Source organism: Pseudomonas graminis (genome assembly GCF_004364335.1).
GTDB classification, from domain to species: Bacteria; Pseudomonadota; Gammaproteobacteria; order Pseudomonadales; family Pseudomonadaceae; genus Aquipseudomonas; species Aquipseudomonas graminis_D.
In genome coordinates, this window is sequence record NZ_SOCR01000002.1 from 408363 (window position 1) to 424523 (window position 16161).

The following is a 16161-nucleotide window of genomic DNA, read 5'->3' on the forward strand; positions in this document are numbered from 1 at the left end:
TAAACGGTTTTGTGGCATCATGCCAGCACGACATGCCGGTCATGTCTGGACACACATCAGTCATCATCAAAGGGATTTGACCCATGCTTTTACGCACTACCCGCCATTGTCTCGCCCTCGTTTTGCTGTTCGCCACACTCTCCGGCTGCTCCAGCTTCGTTCAGAAGCCCATCGACATCGACGCCCAATTCTGGAATGACAAGAATCCGGTCATTGGCGTTGCCCTGAGCCCGCTGCCGCCGCCGCAACTGGCACTGATCGGCAACCAGGGTCTGCTGGAGCTGGCGATCAATAAAGGGATCAACAGCAAATTGAGCGATCAGGTCAGCGCGTGGGAGTTGCACGACCTGGAGACCCTGCCTGACGAGGTGGTCGCCAGCCTCAAAGCCAAGGGCCTTAACGCCAAGCGCATTCCTGACCTGATCGACCTGACGAAATTCAAGGAAACGGAAAAGCGCGAAGGCTACCTGGCGCGCAACATCAGCGAACTGCAGAGCCGTTACGGCGTTGATCGCGTGCTGCTGATCTCCTACACCACAACCGGTGCATTCCGCAGCTACTACAGCGTGGTTCCTACCAGCGTCCCGACGCCACAAGTGGGCGGCATCGGCATGCTGGTGGACCCGAAAGACAGCCGCCTGGTCTGGTACAAGCCGTTCGCGGTCGTCCAGCCTGCCCAGGGTGAATGGGATCAGCCGGGTTACAGCAATCTTTCCAACGCTTTCTATCAGGCCGTCGACGGCAGCCGTCAGCAAGTGCTGTCAGCGTTCAACAAATGAGCCCGAAGTACCTTCTGGCCACGCTCGGCTTGAGCCTGGCGCTGGCCGGCTGCGCTCAGCCTTCAGCACCTTCGCGCAGCTTTAATGACCCGCTGGCACTGCGCTATATCAACGATCACGGCGTCTTGGTTGACGTGCAAGTGCCGGCCAAAGATCTGGTCACGGCGTCAATGATCATCGACGCCAAGACTGCCCTGACGGCTCAGCAGACCAGCCAGAACGTTGTCAACGCGGCTCGCGGCACCGGCATCGCCGGACTGCTGGTCGTCAGCGCGCTGAGTACGCAGATGGGCAGCGCCACGCTGGAGCGCAATGCCCGCGATGAGGCCCGCAAAGACGCTCAGCCCATGGCCGCGCTGATCGGCGGTCAACCGCTGGACACCCGCTTGCAGGCACGCTACCGCCAAGCCAGCATCGGTGCCGGACTGCGGCCCGCGACCAATGTGGTTGCAGGCCGGTTGCTCATCCGCCCGAACATCATCCTCGAAGCGGACCGGGGCAGCTTTCGCCTGTTCAACGAAGTCGAGCTGCAAGACATCGCCGGTTCTGCGCTGTATCACGCCCGCATCGAAGTCATCAGTCAGACCTTCCGGCGCTGCGGGGAGCAATGTGTGGACAACGGAGAACTTGACCTCAACAAGGTCATGGAGGTCCTGGATGCGTGCATTGACGAATCAATGACGGTGCTGGCCCAGGACCTCCAGACTCAGGGCGTAACGGCAAAGGAGCAGACGATCCGCTACGTGGTCAACGGCCAGCGTCATGTCGAGCGTGGACAACTGCTCTCCTCCACTGACACCTACACCCGCTATCGAAGCCTGGACGGCGCAGTGCGTTCAGTGCCCGTTCAACTGGAAGGAGCCCACACCGCCCTGCAACAGATCGCTGGCGCGCCCGCCACTCAGCCCTGACCTGCCCATCCGATTGACAATGGTTCCACGCTCCGGAGTCCAGGGTGCATGCCATCGGAAGGCGCAGCGGCCGCAGAACTGCGCTGCGCCAGGGCTGATCTTTTGGCGATCCGGGCGGTGCGAAAGGATCGAGGCGCTGATAGCGCCCGACAAACCTATGCTGCGGGAACGATGTGGTCCCATGGACATCACAACAACTCGACCACCATCTGAGGGATCCAGCATGCACGTTCGACGCACCGCCCTGGCCGCTTCCATCCTCGCCGCGCTTTTCAGCGGCGGCTTTCTTGCCGGCGCCGCCTATGCCGCCGACGTGTCTCCCGAGCAACTGTTGAAGAGGGCCCAGGCCGAGCAGAAACCCTATCTGGCCACCGTCAAGCAACTGGTGGACATCGACACCGGGACCGGCCAGGCGGCCGGTCTGAAAATGGTCAGCGCGGTGCTGGTCGAACGGCTCAAGGCTCTGGGCGCAACGGTGGAAACCACGCCAGCGACGCCCTCGGCGGGCGATAACATCGTCGGCACCCTCAAGGGCACGGGCAGCAAATCCTTTCTGCTGATGATCCATTACGACACCGTGTTCGGCCCGGGCACGGCCGCCAAGCGACCGTTCCGCGTCGACGGCGAGCATGCCTACGGCCCAGGTGTCGCCGATGCCAAAGGGGGCGTGGCCATGGTGCTGCACACGCTGAAGCTGCTGGAAGACGAGAAATTCAAGGACTTCGGCACAATCACCGTGCTGTTCAACCCCGACGAAGAAACGGGCTCCTCCGGCTCGAAAACCCTGATCGCCGAACTCGCCCGCAAGCACGACTACGTGTTCTCGTTCGAGCCACCGGACAAGGATGCGGTAACGGTCGCCACCAATGGCATCAACGGCGTGTTCGTCGACGTCAAAGGCAAGTCCTCCCACGCCGGCTCAGCCCCGGAAGCCGGGCGCAATGCCGCCATGGAACTGGCTCACCAACTGGTGCAGCTCAAGGACCTGGGCGATCCGGCCAAGGGCACAACGGTCAACTGGACGCTGATCAAAGGCGGCGAGAAGCGCAACATCATCCCCTCCAGCGCCGCAGCCGAAGGCGACATGCGCTACTCCGACCTGAGCGAATCCGACCGCGTGCTCGCCGACGGTCAGCGCATCGTGCAGGGCAAAATGATCGACGGCACCGAGGTCACCTTCCGCCTCGACAAAGGCCGCCCCCCGCTGGCAAAAAACCCCGCGACCGACGACCTCGCCAAAACCGCACAGGCGATCTACGCCAACACCGGCCGCACCCTCGAACCCATCGCCATGCGCTTCGGCACCGACGCCGGCTACGCCTACATCCCCGACAGCCAAAAACCCGCCGTCCTGGAAACCATGGGCGTCGTCGGCGCCGGCCTCCACGCCGACGACGAATACATGGACCTCACCAGCATCGCGCCGAGGCTTTACCTGACCGCGGCGATGATTATGGAATTGTCCGGAAAATAACGCGGGGCTGATGCTCCGTCGGACTATTTCACAGGCGGTTGGGGCGGGACGCGGAGCGTCAGAGGCGGCATTACCACGCGGAGCGTGGGAACGATCAGGTGTTAGAGCTCAGGAAATACGGGGGCCTGGACTGGCCTCTTCCCGGCTAAAGCCGGTCCCACTAACAGCAGCGCGTGCAGCCAGTGGGACCGGCTTTAGCCGAGAATGGACGCGGAGCGTCCTAGGATGCATACCCACGCAGAGCGTGGGGACGATCAGCAAATGGATGCACGCGGTGTGTCTGTAGGACCGGCTTCAGCCGGGAAGCTTTTGATCTGCTTTTGATCTTCATACGCAAAAAGTCCAGACACCGCCAAACGCGACTTGGGTGCAGGCCGAACGCAGACGACGCGCAGTGGGCCGAGCCGCATGGATGCGGCGAGAGCGCCGTCAGGACAGGGATGTCCGTTCGGCGCGGGCCCACGGAGCGTCGTCGGAGTGAGGGAACCCGACGAAGTCGGGCCAAACCAGGAGCAAGCACCCTTGGTTACTTGGGGTGCTTTTCCAAGTAACTCGCCGAAGGCGAAACAGTCTGCCCCCAGGCAGACGCTTTTGACCTTAAAAAACGTCAACCGCGAAGCGCGCCTACAACGCCTGCCACAATCCGGTCCACCTCATCACCATCAATCACCAACGGCGGCAGCAGCCGAATCGTCTGCCCACGCGTCACATTGATCAACACCCCATACTCCTGCGCCGCCACCAGACACAGATCCCGAATCGGCCGCGTCAACTCAATCCCGATCATCAACCCCATCCCCCGCACATGCGCCACATCAGGATGCCCCGCCAGCGCGACGCGTAACCCCGCCAACAGCCGCTCACCCTGCACCGCCGCATTGTGCAAAAGCCCCTCCCCCTCAACGATATCCAGCACCGTACACCCCACCCGGCACGCCAACGGATTACCGCCAAACGTACTGCCATGACTGCCCGGCGTGAACAACCGCGCCACCGCCGCTGTCGCCAGACACGCACCAATGGGAATGCCATTGCCCAACGCCTTCGCCAGCGTTATCACATCCGGCACGATCCCCTCATGCTCGAACGCAAACCAGCGCCCCGTCCTACCCATGCCGGTCTGGATCTCGTCGAGCATCATCAGCCAACCGTTCTGCGTGCAATGATCGCGCAGTGCTTTCAGGTACCCCGGCGGCGGCAACGCCACACCGCCCTCGCCCTGAATCGGCTCGACCAGCACGGCGACGATGCGCTCGCCATACGTCGACGTCGCTTGTTTAACTGCAACGATGTCACCGAACGCCACCTTCACGAACTCCCCCGACATCGGCTGATAACCCAGCCGCGCGGCGCCGTTATCGCTGGCCGACAACGTGCCGAGGGTGCGGCCGTGAAAGGCGTTGTCCATCACCAGTACCAGCGGATGCTCGATGCCCTTGGCCCAGCCATACAAACGCGCCAGCTTGAGCGCGGTTTCGTTGGCCTCGGCCCCGGAATTGTTGAAAAACACCTGCTCAAGGCCCGACAGCCGGGTCAGACGCTGCGCCAGCTTCTGCTGCCAGTCGATGCGGTAATGGTTGGAGGTGTGCAAGAGCAGCCCGGCCTGTTCGCTGATCGCTGCGACAATCTTGGGATGGCTGTGGCCGACGTTGGTCACGGCGACGCCCGCGACGGCATCCAGGTACTGACGGCCGCTGTCATCCCACAGCCTCGCACCTTCGCCACGAATGAAGCTCAAGGGCATCGGTTTGTACGTGTTCATCAGGCAGGCGGCGGTCATATCAGCGGCTCCATCACGGGTAAGTGATGCCAGTATCGTTAGCCCGTTCTGATGTATAAAGACCGCCTTCCTTAAGTGACTTTAAAGCAGGGCTTGATAATGGACGTGTTTCTGGCGATGACGGTCTTCGTCAAAGTGGTGGAAGGCGGCAGCATGACCGCGGCCGCACGCCAGTGCGAAATGTCGACGACCATGGTCGGCAATCACCTGAAAGCCCTGGAACACCGCCTGGGCGTGAGCCTGTTGCAGCGCACCACGCGGCGGCAGAACCTGACCGAGTTTGGCCTGGAATACTACCGGCGTTGCGTCGAAGTGCTGGGGTTGGTCAACGATTCCGAGCGCATGGCCGAGCAGGCCCAGACCGAGCCCAGCGGCACGTTGCGCGTTACTGCCCCGCCAGCCTTCGGCGCTGAACGCCTGGCGCCGCTGCTCAGCGATTTCATCCAGCGCTACCCGGAGATCAAAGTCGAAGTGGTGCTCAGCAATCAGACGATGGACCTGATCGAGCACGGCTTCGACGCCGCCATCCGCCTCGGCACACCGGAATCATCAGCGTTGATCGCCCGGCCGCTGCAGGACTACACCCTGACCATCTGCGCAGCACCCACGTACCTGACACGCCGAGGCACGCCAAAGACCGCCGATGACCTCCGTGACCACAACTGCCTGGCATTCGCCTACCCGGCAGGCGACGACTGGCGCGCCGCCGACAAGTTATGGCGCCTGACCGGGCCCGACGGCGTGATGGAAGTGCCGGTGTCAGGCTCGATGATCGTCAACAGTACGCCGGCACTGCGCCAGGCCGTCATCGCCGGCATGGGCGTGTCGATGCTGCCCGACGTGCTGATCAGCGAGGACATCGCCAGCGGAAAGCTCGTACCGCTGCTGCAGGATTACCAGCCGCCCAGCCGCACACTGTGGCTGATGTACCCCCAGGACCGCTATCGCCTGCCCAAGGTGCGGCAGTTCGTCGAACACGCTCTGCGCGCCTGGGGCAAATAAGCGCCCACATCAGCGAAGTCGTCAACGCGAATTGATAGCGGGCATGACGGGTATCGACCGAGAGAAATAGTGCCCCGCAGGCCCTGTCGATACAGTCGTTGCAACACTCAACGACAGGCATCGAGGTTGACAATGTCACGCGCCATCAAATTTCATCGCTTCGGCAAAGCCGATGTGCTCAGTTGCGAGGAGCAGCCTGACCGGTCCCCCGGTGCACAGGAAGTGCTGGTTCGTGCCGAGGCCATCGGCATCAGCTGGGACGACGTGTTGTGGCGGCAGAACCTGTCACTGGCGCCCGTGCAGTTGCCGGCGGGACTGGGCAGCGAAATGGCCGGCGTCGTCGAAGCCGTGGGCGCTGGCGTGACTGACTTGAAGGTGGGCGACAAAGTGGCAAGCTTCAAAGCCATGAGCGTCAACCAGTACCCGGTGTGTGGCGACCACGTGATGGTGCCGTGCAATGCCCTGACCCGTTACCCGGACGCACTGACGCCGGTGGAAGCCAGCGTTCACTACACGCCGATGCTGCTGGCCTGGTTTGCCTTCGTCGAGTTGGCCAAGGTGCAACCCGGCCAGACTGTGCTCGTCACCGACGCGACGTACAGCCCCGGGATTGCGTTCGTGCAACTGGGCAAAGCGTTGGGCCTGCGGGTCATTGCCGCGACGCCCCACGGGCAAGACCGTGAGTACCTGCTGGTGAACGGCGCCGATCGGGTGATCGTCACCGACGAGGACGACATTGGCCTGCGCATCGAGTCCCTGACCCACGGCCATGGCGTCGAAGCGGTGTTCGACGGACTGGGCGGCATGCAGATGTCAATGCTCGGCGATGTGCTGGCGCCGCGCGGCAGTCTGGTGCTGTACGGCCTGCGCGGCGGCAACAAGACACCCTTCCCGGCGCAGCAGGCGTTTCGCAAGAACATGCGCTTCCACGTGCATTGCCTGGAAAACTTCACCGGCAAGCCGGAGCTGGGCATCGAGCAAAATGGCGCTGCGCTGCATCGCGCACTGGACGCGATCAACGATCTGACCGCCACGGGCCTGCTCAAGCCGGACATTCACCGCACCTGGCCGTTCGAGCAGTTCGGCAAGGCGCACAATCACCTCGACGAGCACCCGGTGCGCGGTCGCGTGGTGCTCAAAGTCAAATAAGGGGTATGCAGCTAAGCCCGCGCTGGCCAGGGCGGTCCGGCGCGCGATCGCAGGGTCAGTAAACGCCTCAGCCCGACCCTCGCCCTCACATCGTGCAACAGTCGGGACGCGCTCGCGGGGTTGACGCCCTTGAGACGACAGCCAGACTCCAGCGAAAGGACTTTTCGAGCGAATGACCGCTCCCGCCGCTCCGCCCTAGGAGCTTCATGACCCGTCAAGGAATGACTGTATGCCCCTCAACTCATCCGCTACATCCCGCCCGCCCCATCTCGACTGGATGGCGCAGATCCCCGAACTCGCCACGTTGCGCATCGACCAACTCATCCTCCCCGGCGCCCACAACGCCGGCAGCGACAAGCTCTCCCCCAACGCCGGTATTCCGCAGGAAAAAGCCCAGGACGTCGCGCCCCTGGAGCAGTTGCGCCAAGGGGTGCGCGCGCTGGATCTGCGCGTGGCGTTTTATTCAAAGTATGAAGAGGGTGACCCGCGGCGATTCCAGTTGTTCCACCTGACCTCATCGGGCCGCACCGTCGCCGGGGACATCCTGGCGTGCGTCGACGCGTTCTATCAGGCGCTTGAGCACAACGGCTCGCCCGCCCGGGAAATGGTCATCCTGGATTTTCACCAATTCAAGGATTTCACCGAAGCCACGCATCGGGAGTTTCAGAGCCTGCTGACGAAAAGCCTCGCCCCGAGAGCCGTGCCTCGGCCTATGAGCAAGCTGACCCTGGAAGACATCTGGCGGGATCATCCGGGCAAAAATGTCGTCCTCGCCTACAACCACAGCTCCGGTGACCCGCTGATGTGGCAGGGGGTCAAGCAGCGCTGGCCGGGAGAAAACCTGTTCAACACCAACACCCTGAAGGCGTTCGTCAACGAAGTCGCGGTGGAAAACAAACCCGAGTTCAGCCTGACCGCCATCCAGTGCGCCAAGTATTCGTTGCCGTTGCACGCACCCAGTGACTTGAGCCTGAAGATCGATCAATGGTTTGCGTCAACGGATGAGAACAGCTTCATCCAGAACTTTTACATCATCAACACCGACTGGACCCTGCGCAGTGCGCTGGTCGCTCAGTGCCGTCACGCGAACGCTGTACGCGGGCGTTTCCACCTGCGCCATCCCGATCTGCCGCTGCAGCCCAAGCGGCGAACCGCCGGCAACGGCTGATCAGCAACGGGTGATCAGACCCTGTCGGGCGACGCGGATCAGTTGGTGAATCACCGCCTCCGCGCCCTCGGCCGTGGGCGCCTGAATCACCGCCAGATCAAACTGGTCGTTGCTGAAGCGCTCGAGGGCGTCGTTGGTTTCGATGAACTGAATGAGGAAGGCGTGCGGGCCGCCCTGGCGACGCGGCCAGCCGTCGAGGTAACGCAGAAGCGTCGGCTGGTGGGCACCGCCCAGAAGGATTTGTGGATTACGACGATTGAACTGGCTGGCGATGGGAGCCAGACGAACGAGGGGACGCGGGTGGGAATGACTGCTCATAGTGTCGTTTTCTCTGCCTCATTGATCCGCTGGGCAGCGGTGAGAGGCAACACCGAACCAGCGCTTTAGCGGAATTTCGATGACGAATGACCGTCACCCGGCGCCCCGCAAGTAGCTGTTTAAATCGGCGCATGAACGGCATCCTAGAGAAGCGGCGTGGGCATTGTCAATCGGCGGCTCCTGTCGTTTGTTCGTTGAGCCGAACGCAAAAAAATCCCGGCGTCCAGAGAGGCCGGGATTTCTGTTTGCTGCGAATGTGGCTGCGACGGCTGTGGCTGAGACAATCAGCGGCTTGCGATCAACCGGTCCAGGGACAGGCGACCGGCGCCTTCGAACAGTACCGCCACCGCACCGGCGATCAGCGCCAGGCCGAACTCATAACCGTTGTTGGCCATGAACAAGCCATTGTGGATGTGCACCGAAAGGATCGCCACCACCAGCATCACGATCACCACCAGAGCTGCAGGTCGTGCCAGCAGGCCAAGGAACAGCGCCAGGCCGCCGAAGAATTCCGCGCTGCCGGACATCAACGCCATCAGATAGCCAGGGTTCAAACCCAGGCTCGCCATGTACTGGCCGGTGCCTTCCAGGCCATAGCCGCCGAACATACCGAAGAGCTTCTGGCTGCCGTGGGCGATGAGGATGATGCCGATGAGAATCCGCAGGCCGGTGATGCCGAATCCGGCGTGGGTGTTGAAGATCGATTTGAGTTGAGCATTCATGGCGGGCAATTCCGTTTCAATTGAGAATGGCGCCATCTTAATCGGTTCTATAAATATGAAAATCGCAAAATACGCGTTATAGATATCGGATTTTTAGATACGTCAATATCTCGATTCAGCGGATCTCCGGACGCTCCAGTGAGCTGCGGGCCTGATCAAAGGCCAGGTAGTACTTGTTGACGCTGTTGACGTAGCTCACGACATTCTTGCCGCCCTGCTCCATGGCCACGCGCTCGACCTGAAAAAACCACTGGTTCGGGTTGAGCCCCTGGCGCTTGGCTTCCGCGCGCATGGCCTGAACGCGCTCCGGTCCGAGGTTATAAGCCGCCAGGGTAAACGCCATGCGCTCGCGCTCATTGATTTTCGGGCTGGCGAAAAACTTGCGCCGTAGCAGCGCCATGTATTTGCTCGCCGCCTGCACGTTACCGTCGAGGTCGTGGATGTTGTCGACGCCGACGCGCTGGGCGGCCGATGGGGTGATCTGCAGCAGACCGGTGGCGCCGCTGCCACCCTTGGCGACCGGGTTGAGCGCCGATTCCTTGAAGGCGACGGCGGCGAGATCCAGCCAGTCCATCTTCTGCCTGTCGGCATGCAGTTGCAGCGTGGGGCGAAGTTTTTCCAGGCGTTGACGGTCTTCGCGGGCCAGCGGATTGTGAATCTGGTAGCGGTCTTTGTAGGCGGTCTGGAAGGCGGCGTCCTGGTTGCGCGGCGGTTCGTAGGTTTGCAGGAAACGGTCGACGGCGCCGCGCAACACCACGGCGTCCTTGCGCACGAACCAGTTCATGTCCCCCGGATCGCTCAGGGCAGCAGCGCGGTCGATGCGCAGTTTCGGCATCACTTTGGCCCAGCGCTCGGCGATGGGTTGCTCGACCACGGTCAGGTGATAAACCCCGGCCTGCACCATTTCCAGCACGTCCTCCACCGCCAGGCTCGGATCAACCCATTCGATCTTCACCGGCGGCAGCTTGCGCAGGGCCAGCTTCTGATTCAGCTGCAGGATGGCTTCATCGGCGGCGCTGCCGCTGGTGAGCATCAGCGTGCGACCGGAGAGCTGTTCGGGACGGCGGAGGCCGCGCTCACCCTTGACGCCCACTACCACCAGCGGCACCTGGGCGACCACCGGTTCAGAGGCGTCAACGTAGCGGGCGGCGCTGGCATCGAGCAGTTCGCCCGGCGCAACCATGTCGCCTTCGCCCCGCTGCAGCGCGGCCAACAGTTGATCCTTGGCTTTGGGAATCAGTTTGAGGGAGATTTTCTGGCCGTCGCGGGCGTGGCTGTTCAGATAGGTTTCGAACGCCTGCAAGCGACGGCACTCGACCCCAACGGGCTCACCCTGAACTTCGGCGGAGCTGTTGCGGCTCTGATTGACCAGCACCCGCAGGACTTTGCCGCTGCGAATCGCCGGCAGGTCACGCACCTGACTTTTTTTGATCACCACGGGCGGGCCGGCGGGGCGCGGCGACGCGTGGCTGGGCACGGCCATGACGCACATCAGGGAAAACAGGGACGCTCGGATCATTGACGCTCCGATGAAAGGCCGAAAAAAACGGGCTTGAAGTCTGTGTCGCGCAGCTGACCGGCTCGCCTCGTGCATCGCGGCGTGCGTCAACAAAAGCGGGTTCACAGGATTGGGTATGCCAAGCAGTTGAGCCTGCTTGTTTTTTATCGCTTCAATCGCTCTGGTATTCTTCTCGGCCTCTGGCCTGAGGTAGCACCATGCAACTAATAGACATTGGCGTCAACTTGACCAACCCCAGCTTTGCCGCCCGGGAGCGCGAGGTGGTGGAGCGCGCATACGCTGCCGGCATCGGCCAGTTGATCCTCACTGGCACCGACGTCGAGGGCAGCGAACAGGCCCTTGTGTTGTCGCGCCAGCTCGATGAAAGCGCCGAGCGTCTGTTCAGCACCGCCGGCATTCATCCCCACTCGGCAAGCGCCTGGACGGGCGAAACCGAAGGCCAGCTCAGGGCGCTGCTGCGTGAGAAGACGGTCTGCGCCGTGGGTGAATGCGGGCTGGATTTCAATCGCGACTTCTCCCCTCGCCCGCAGCAGGAAAAGGTTTTGGAAGCGCATCTGGCCCTGGCCGTCGAGCTGCAACTGCCGGTGTTCCTGCATGAGCGCGATGCCGATGAGCGCCTGCTCGCCATCTTGCGAGACTTTCGCGATCAACTTCCGGCGGCGGTGGTGCATTGCTTCACCGGGGAAAAGCGCGCGCTGTTCAACTATCTGGATCTGGACCTGCACATCGGCATCACCGGCTGGATCTGCGACGAACGCCGGGGCACGCACCTGCACCCGCTGGTCCGCGACATTCCACGGGGCCGGTTGATGCTGGAAAGCGACGCGCCGTACCTGTTGCCACGCACCTTGCGGCCCAAACCGAAGAATGGCCGCAACGAACCGGCCTATTTGCCCGAGGTGTTACGTGAAGTGGCGCTGCATCGAGGCGAGAGCCCGGCGGATGTGGCAGCCCACACCACCGATTGCGCGCGGGCGTTCTTTTCATTGCCGGTGGTTGCGGGGTTCGCTCAACAGTCGTAAAACCGCCGTCTGGCAAAGATTTCCCGGCCGCACAGATTCCAATTGTAGGAGCGCGCTTGCCCGCGAACGCAGTGGGTCAGCTGACATCATCGTGACTGACCCACCGCGTTCGCGGGCAAGCGCGCTCCTACAGGAGCCGATGGTGATCAGTACATCTGCCTTCTATCAGGCTGATAGCTATCCTCGATTCGCCGAACTGAAGATCCGGGCCTATTCTCACCTTTATCGAAAACACTTCTTATTCAAGCGTCACCGAGGTAAGCATCATGCCCAAGTTCATTACGGATCTTCATATAGGCGAATTCTTCAACCCATCGCGCAAGGAAGGCCTGCCTTCGAACGCCGTGCTGTCGTCCCTGGCGTTCCCGCTGGCCATCGTCTCCGGCCTGCTTCTGCTGGACGGCGCGTTCAACGGTAGCCTGACGTCCGCCGCCATTGGCGTGCTGGGTCTGGTCGCTGCCCAAGCCATCAAAGCCCGAGGGTTATAAGGCCTCAGGCTTTTGGCTTATCCCATCATGCGTCACCTGAGCACGCCTTCAGCAAACCCGGCGCACTCACGTCTGGTCAGCCAAACACAGTCACCGTCTGGCGACTGATCGCCACCAACTCCCCTTTCGGCGTCCACAACGCCGCTGCGGTATGACCGTAGCCATCTCGGGCATGCTCGATCACCGCGCGGTACTGCGTCCAGTCATGGGTGGTCATCGCGGGCAACGGCTGCACAAATTCGATCGTCCAGGTCAATGAGCTTCCCGGCGCCGGCTTGTTCAGATGCGGCAGCACGGCCGGTGGCCAAGTGTCGACCAGCGCCAGCAGATGCGCTTCGGTCAAGGGTTCCTCTTCGACGTCCCGCAAGCGTGCGTAGCCGCCAATCGCCGCCGACGGCGTATTGGAAAATGGCAGGCCGCCCAACGCCCAGCGCAGGTCGATGAAGCGCAGGTATTCCGGCATCACGCCGGAGACAAACGGAAATGGCTGAATCTCGTCCACCGGCTTGAACACCGGCGCAGGCTCGGCCTGCACCGCAATCATCGACTCACGGGGGGCGCCGAAACTGCCCTGAATCAGGGTCATGACCTCGCCATTCTGCCTGGCCCGTCCCAACACCTGGCTGACCGCCTTGCCCTCGCGCAGGATCTCCACTTCAAACGAGATCGGCGTGTCGATGGCCGGCGGGGCCACGAAGCAGATCGCCAACGACCGAACCGGCCGCTCAGCCGAGACCTTCGCGCGCATCGCTTCATACATCAGCGCGGCCATCAGCCCGCCGAAGCAGGCACGTCCCTGAGCCCATGAGCCAGGAATGCTGACGGATTCGGGATGAGTACGGACGGCATCGAGCAGCTCGGAGAATTTCATGGGCGTTCCAGGTTGGCAGGCAGGATGGGCAAATGGTAGCGAGGCAGACGCCGCAGGACAGGGTTTATAACCGCCAATCCTGCGGACCAGACTGTTTAAAAGCGAGGGGGCGCGACGCCCCTTGAGGACCGAAAGGCCTCAGCGCGGAGAATGTTTGCCGAAGCACGCCTTGTACAGTCGCTCCAGGACCTGGTCAGACTTTTGCTCCGCACGATGAATGCCCAATTCCCACCCGGCCACGCAAGGCGAAAGATCCGCCTGATGCCGCGCCTGTTCCAGCCACTGCAGGTGATCGTGCCAATCGCCCAGGGCGCCTTGAGCGGCTTTCAACCGGCGCTCCATGTTTTTCGGCTGATGACTGAGTTCAGGGTAAGCCTCACCGGCGTAGCGCACGCGCTTGATCAAGAGGCGCAGGCGATGGCGGTCGTGGGCAGGGTCGCCCATGGCTTCGCGCAGTTGCTTCCACTGTTTGTCCAGACGCTTTTCAATGCGCTGGCACAATGTGTCGAGCAGGCCGTGACGCTCCTGGGTGCGCAGCAAGGCCGGCAATTGATCCAGCACGCCGAACAGCCGATTGAGTTCTGGAGAACCGGCCACTTTCGGGCACGCGGTTTTCAGGTATTGATCGCGCTTGGCGGCCGCCTGGGGCAGACCCTGTTCATCGAGGAACGCCGCCAGCACCTGCATGTCGCGCAAAGGCGTGGTCAGCGCACCGACCTCCTTCGCCGCACTTTCCACCTGATCCAGCCCCGGCAGGCCACGCAGCGGACGCAACACGCTGCGCAGGCGGCGGACGTTGGTGCGCAGGTCGTGCAGCGCTTCACTGTCGGTGGAGACTTCCAGCCGCGCGTGGCAGGCAAGCAGTTTGACGTTGAGGCCGATAATCTCGGCGACCAGGTGATCGACCATCGCTGACATGAAGCACTCCCAGGTTGAAGATTAATGTCTGATGATTTACGACTGCTTGCCCCTCACAGCGGACAAACGCCACGGCAGGCTGCGGCGCAGGCACTTCAGGCGTTGACGCAGGGCACCGACGGAGCCGTCTCCCCCGGCATAGCGCTGGGCTTCGAACTCGCCGACGAAATCCCGGATCGCCCCGGCGTGGGCCGGCAGTTGCCCGGCAGCACGTTGCGCGAACGCCTGGGCGCCTTCACCCGGCTGACGCTTAAGACCCTGCCGGGCGAGCAGACGTTCGAATTGGTTGAACAGGCGCAGTTGCGAATCGCTCTCGCGGCGCCACGGCTTGAACAGCCACAGCGCCAGCAGGCCCAGGATAACCGCGGCGCCGCCGGCAAATACCGGCGCCTGAAACCCGGAAAACCAGCGGCCGAGGACCTGCAGCTGCTGCTGACCCTGATAGCCGAGGACCCACCGCTGCCAGCCGTAATTGAGGTTGTCCCAGCTCATGCGGATCGAATTGACCCAGGCCAGGTGCCGATAGCGCAGGGCTGACATCGGCGAATCGGCGAGAAAGTCTTCGTCCGCCGCCAGCGCCTGTTCAAGCCCCTGCTCAACCCGCGCCGGTGCCACCGCTGCGGTGGGATCGACGCTGCGCCAGCCCACGTTCGGTTGCCAGTACTCGACCCAAGCGTGGGCATCGAACTGGCGCACCGTAAGATAATTGCCGTCCGGGTTTAGCTCGCCCCCCTGGTAACCGGCGACCACCCGCGCCGGCACGCCCGCCGCCCGCAGCGCAAAGGTCATGGCCCCGGCGTAGTGGGCGCAGAAGCCGGCGCGGCTGCCGAACAGGAAGTCATCGATGCTGTTGGCGCCCAGCGCCGGGGGCTTGAGGGTGTAGCGGAACGGCTGCGAGGTGAAGTACGACAGCAGCGCGTCCACCACGGCGTCAGTTTGGGGGTGGCGACGGTGCAGTTCCGCCGCCCACTCGCGCACCTGGGGATTGCCCTTGGCCGGCAGTTGCAGGGCCTGCAACCGGGCGCCGTCACTGAGCACGGTCTCACGCACGGCGTCGGGCCAGGATTCGACGCTGTAGAGCATCGATTGCTCGATCGGTCGCCGCCGCTGCCATCGAAAATCGCTCATCTGGCGCACGCCGGCCAGATCGGTCTGGCCCACGTCGAGGGTCATCAGCCACGGTTTGCCGGTCGGCTCCAGCACCACGCTGTAGCTGACCCGCTCGCCTTCCCGGCGCCACAGCGGCGCATCCGGCACTTGCGCCCGCGAGGATTGCGACCAGCGTCTGCCGTCGAATTGCTCCAAGGTCAGCGCGCGCCAGTACAGCTGATTGCGCGGCGGCAGCGGGCCGTCAAAACTCGCGCGAAAGACCAGCTCGGCGGACTTGCTCAGCTCGGCGATGTCCCCCGGCGCCATGCTGTCGGACAGACCGGTCAGCGCCTTGTTGCTCGGTTGCGGCAACGACCACAGCGGCTCAAGGCGCGGGAAAAACAGGAACAACAGAAGCATCAGCGGCACGGCCTGCAACAGCAGCTTGGCCGACAACCTCAGCGTGGCGGCCGGTTTGCTGGAAATGCCGGACTGTTGCAGGCCGATCAACGCCGCCAGCAGTGTGGTGATCGGCAGCAGGGTAAACAGGCCCCAGAGCAGCGAGTCTTCGAACAGGTAACCGACCGCGATGCCGAAGAAGCCGAGAAAGATCAGCACCAGCGCATCGCGGCGATTGTGCATTTCCAGCATCTTCAGAATGAACGCGGCGATCAGCAGCGCCGCCCCCGCGTCCAGGCCGATCAAACTGCCCCGCGCCAGATAAATGCCCCCGGCGGTGCCGACCAGCAGACCCGACTTGATCCAGGTGCCGGGCATGCGCACGCGCATGCGGAAGATCTGGATGCGCCAGAACGAACAGGCCAGCCACAGCACGATCAACGCCACCGGTACGTGCAAGGCGAATGGCACGATCACCAGCGCCTGAGCGATCAGCAGCCAGTTGAGGCTGACCCGCGGAATCGGTCTGGCCAGGCTTGAGGAGGTCATCGC

The 16161-nt window shown here is 62.7% G+C and carries 15 protein-coding genes; 8 read left to right on the forward strand and 7 right to left on the reverse strand.

Features of this window, described 5'->3' with window-relative positions:
• The first annotated feature begins 83 nt into the window (after positions 1 to 83).
• The 3 genes from EC919_RS04280 to EC919_RS04290 all read left to right on the forward strand — a co-directional run bounded on the left by EC919_RS04280 (position 84) and on the right by EC919_RS04290 (position 3164).
• Entirely contained in the window at positions 84 to 779 is a 696-nt protein-coding gene (locus EC919_RS04280; protein WP_133771535.1) for a hypothetical protein, read from the forward strand.
• Positions 776 to 1690, forward strand: coding sequence for a hypothetical protein (locus EC919_RS04285; protein WP_133771537.1), 915 nt, complete (start codon positions 776 to 778; stop codon positions 1688 to 1690). The genes EC919_RS04280 and EC919_RS04285 overlap by 4 nt, the downstream gene beginning before the upstream one ends.
• Before the next feature lie 223 nt (positions 1691 to 1913).
• Complete coding sequence (locus tag EC919_RS04290) at positions 1914 to 3164, forward strand: M20/M25/M40 family metallo-hydrolase (protein WP_166650484.1); 1251 nt, start codon at positions 1914 to 1916, stop codon at positions 3162 to 3164.
• Positions 3165 to 3771: 607 nt separating this feature from the next.
• Here the strand turns inward: EC919_RS04290 and EC919_RS04295 are convergent.
• Complete coding sequence (locus EC919_RS04295; RefSeq protein ID WP_133771541.1) at positions 3772 to 4944, reverse strand: aspartate aminotransferase family protein; 1173 nt, start codon at positions 4942 to 4944, stop codon at positions 3772 to 3774.
• A gap of 99 nt (positions 4945 to 5043) precedes the next feature.
• Between EC919_RS04295 and EC919_RS04300 the strand changes: the two genes are divergently transcribed.
• The 3 genes from EC919_RS04300 to EC919_RS04310 all read left to right on the forward strand — a co-directional run bounded on the left by EC919_RS04300 (position 5044) and on the right by EC919_RS04310 (position 8263).
• On the forward strand, positions 5044 to 5946 hold the full coding sequence (locus EC919_RS04300) for a LysR family transcriptional regulator (protein WP_133771544.1): 903 nt from the start codon (positions 5044 to 5046) through the stop codon (positions 5944 to 5946).
• 132 nt (positions 5947 to 6078) lie between these two features.
• Positions 6079 to 7095 carry a zinc-dependent alcohol dehydrogenase family protein gene (locus EC919_RS04305; protein ID WP_133771546.1) on the forward strand — a complete coding sequence of 339 codons (1017 nt, stop codon included), beginning with the start codon at positions 6079 to 6081 and terminating at the stop codon, positions 7093 to 7095.
• 229 nt (positions 7096 to 7324) lie between these two features.
• Positions 7325 to 8263, forward strand: coding sequence for a hypothetical protein (locus EC919_RS04310; protein WP_208294944.1), 939 nt, complete (start codon positions 7325 to 7327; stop codon positions 8261 to 8263).
• On the opposite strand, the gene EC919_RS04315 is transcribed toward EC919_RS04310, so the two are convergent.
• The 3 genes from EC919_RS04315 to EC919_RS04325 all read right to left on the reverse strand — a co-directional run bounded on the left by EC919_RS04315 (position 8264) and on the right by EC919_RS04325 (position 10822).
• Complete coding sequence (locus tag EC919_RS04315) at positions 8264 to 8581, reverse strand: class I SAM-dependent methyltransferase (protein ID WP_133771548.1); 318 nt, start codon at positions 8579 to 8581, stop codon at positions 8264 to 8266.
• Positions 8582 to 8865: 284 nt separating this feature from the next.
• The gene (locus EC919_RS04320) at positions 8866 to 9303 is read right to left on the reverse strand and encodes a DoxX family protein (RefSeq protein WP_133771550.1); all 438 of its coding nucleotides are present in this window, start codon (positions 9301 to 9303) and stop codon (positions 8866 to 8868) included.
• A gap of 115 nt (positions 9304 to 9418) precedes the next feature.
• A complete protein-coding gene (locus tag EC919_RS04325; protein ID WP_133771552.1) occupies positions 9419 to 10822 on the reverse strand; it encodes a transglycosylase SLT domain-containing protein in 1404 nt (467 codons plus the stop codon).
• Positions 10823 to 11019: 197 nt separating this feature from the next.
• Between EC919_RS04325 and EC919_RS04330 the strand changes: the two genes are divergently transcribed.
• On the forward strand, positions 11020 to 11844 hold the full coding sequence (locus tag EC919_RS04330; RefSeq protein ID WP_133771554.1) for a TatD family hydrolase: 825 nt from the start codon (positions 11020 to 11022) through the stop codon (positions 11842 to 11844).
• Positions 11845 to 12110: 266 nt separating this feature from the next.
• Positions 12111 to 12332, forward strand: a complete 222-nt coding sequence (locus EC919_RS04335; protein ID WP_133771556.1) for a hypothetical protein — start codon at positions 12111 to 12113, stop codon at positions 12330 to 12332.
• Positions 12333 to 12408: 76 nt separating this feature from the next.
• Here the strand turns inward: EC919_RS04335 and EC919_RS04340 are convergent, their stop codons facing one another.
• From EC919_RS04340 to EC919_RS04350, 3 genes are all read right to left on the reverse strand, one after another.
• On the reverse strand, positions 12409 to 13203 hold the full coding sequence (locus EC919_RS04340; RefSeq protein ID WP_133771558.1) for an acyl-CoA thioesterase: 795 nt from the start codon (positions 13201 to 13203) through the stop codon (positions 12409 to 12411).
• Positions 13204 to 13341: 138 nt separating this feature from the next.
• Positions 13342 to 14112, reverse strand: a complete 771-nt coding sequence (locus tag EC919_RS04345) for a CHAD domain-containing protein (protein ID WP_166650488.1) — start codon at positions 14110 to 14112, stop codon at positions 13342 to 13344.
• Positions 14113 to 14157: 45 nt separating this feature from the next.
• Positions 14158 to 16158, reverse strand: a complete 2001-nt coding sequence (locus EC919_RS04350) for a transglutaminase TgpA family protein (protein WP_133771562.1) — start codon at positions 16156 to 16158, stop codon at positions 14158 to 14160.
• Between the last annotated feature and the right edge of the window lie 3 nt (positions 16159 to 16161).

What these genes read in the sequence shown, in the direction of transcription:
- EC919_RS04280 (WP_133771535.1), top strand. Translation starts at nt 84, where the DNA reads ATGCTTTTACGCACTACCCGCCATTGTCTCGCCCTCGTTTTGCTGTTC.
- EC919_RS04285 (WP_133771537.1), top strand. Translation starts at nt 776, where the DNA reads ATGAGCCCGAAGTACCTTCTGGCCACGCTCGGCTTGAGCCTGGCGCTG.
- EC919_RS04290 (WP_166650484.1), top strand. Translation starts at nt 1,914, where the DNA reads ATGCACGTTCGACGCACCGCCCTGGCCGCTTCCATCCTCGCCGCGCTT.
- EC919_RS04295 (WP_133771541.1), bottom strand. Translation starts at nt 4,944, where the DNA reads ATGACCGCCGCCTGCCTGATGAACACGTACAAACCGATGCCCTTGAGC.
- EC919_RS04300 (WP_133771544.1), top strand. Translation starts at nt 5,044, where the DNA reads ATGGACGTGTTTCTGGCGATGACGGTCTTCGTCAAAGTGGTGGAAGGC.
- EC919_RS04305 (WP_133771546.1), top strand. Translation starts at nt 6,079, where the DNA reads ATGTCACGCGCCATCAAATTTCATCGCTTCGGCAAAGCCGATGTGCTC.
- EC919_RS04310 (WP_208294944.1), top strand. Translation starts at nt 7,325, where the DNA reads ATGCCCCTCAACTCATCCGCTACATCCCGCCCGCCCCATCTCGACTGG.
- EC919_RS04315 (WP_133771548.1), bottom strand. Translation starts at nt 8,581, where the DNA reads ATGAGCAGTCATTCCCACCCGCGTCCCCTCGTTCGTCTGGCTCCCATC.
- EC919_RS04320 (WP_133771550.1), bottom strand. Translation starts at nt 9,303, where the DNA reads ATGAATGCTCAACTCAAATCGATCTTCAACACCCACGCCGGATTCGGC.
- EC919_RS04325 (WP_133771552.1), bottom strand. Translation starts at nt 10,822, where the DNA reads ATGATCCGAGCGTCCCTGTTTTCCCTGATGTGCGTCATGGCCGTGCCC.
- EC919_RS04330 (WP_133771554.1), top strand. Translation starts at nt 11,020, where the DNA reads ATGCAACTAATAGACATTGGCGTCAACTTGACCAACCCCAGCTTTGCC.
- EC919_RS04335 (WP_133771556.1), top strand. Translation starts at nt 12,111, where the DNA reads ATGCCCAAGTTCATTACGGATCTTCATATAGGCGAATTCTTCAACCCA.
- EC919_RS04340 (WP_133771558.1), bottom strand. Translation starts at nt 13,203, where the DNA reads ATGAAATTCTCCGAGCTGCTCGATGCCGTCCGTACTCATCCCGAATCC.
- EC919_RS04345 (WP_166650488.1), bottom strand. Translation starts at nt 14,112, where the DNA reads ATGGTCGATCACCTGGTCGCCGAGATTATCGGCCTCAACGTCAAACTG.
- EC919_RS04350 (WP_133771562.1), bottom strand. Translation starts at nt 16,158, where the DNA reads ATGACCTCCTCAAGCCTGGCCAGACCGATTCCGCGGGTCAGCCTCAAC.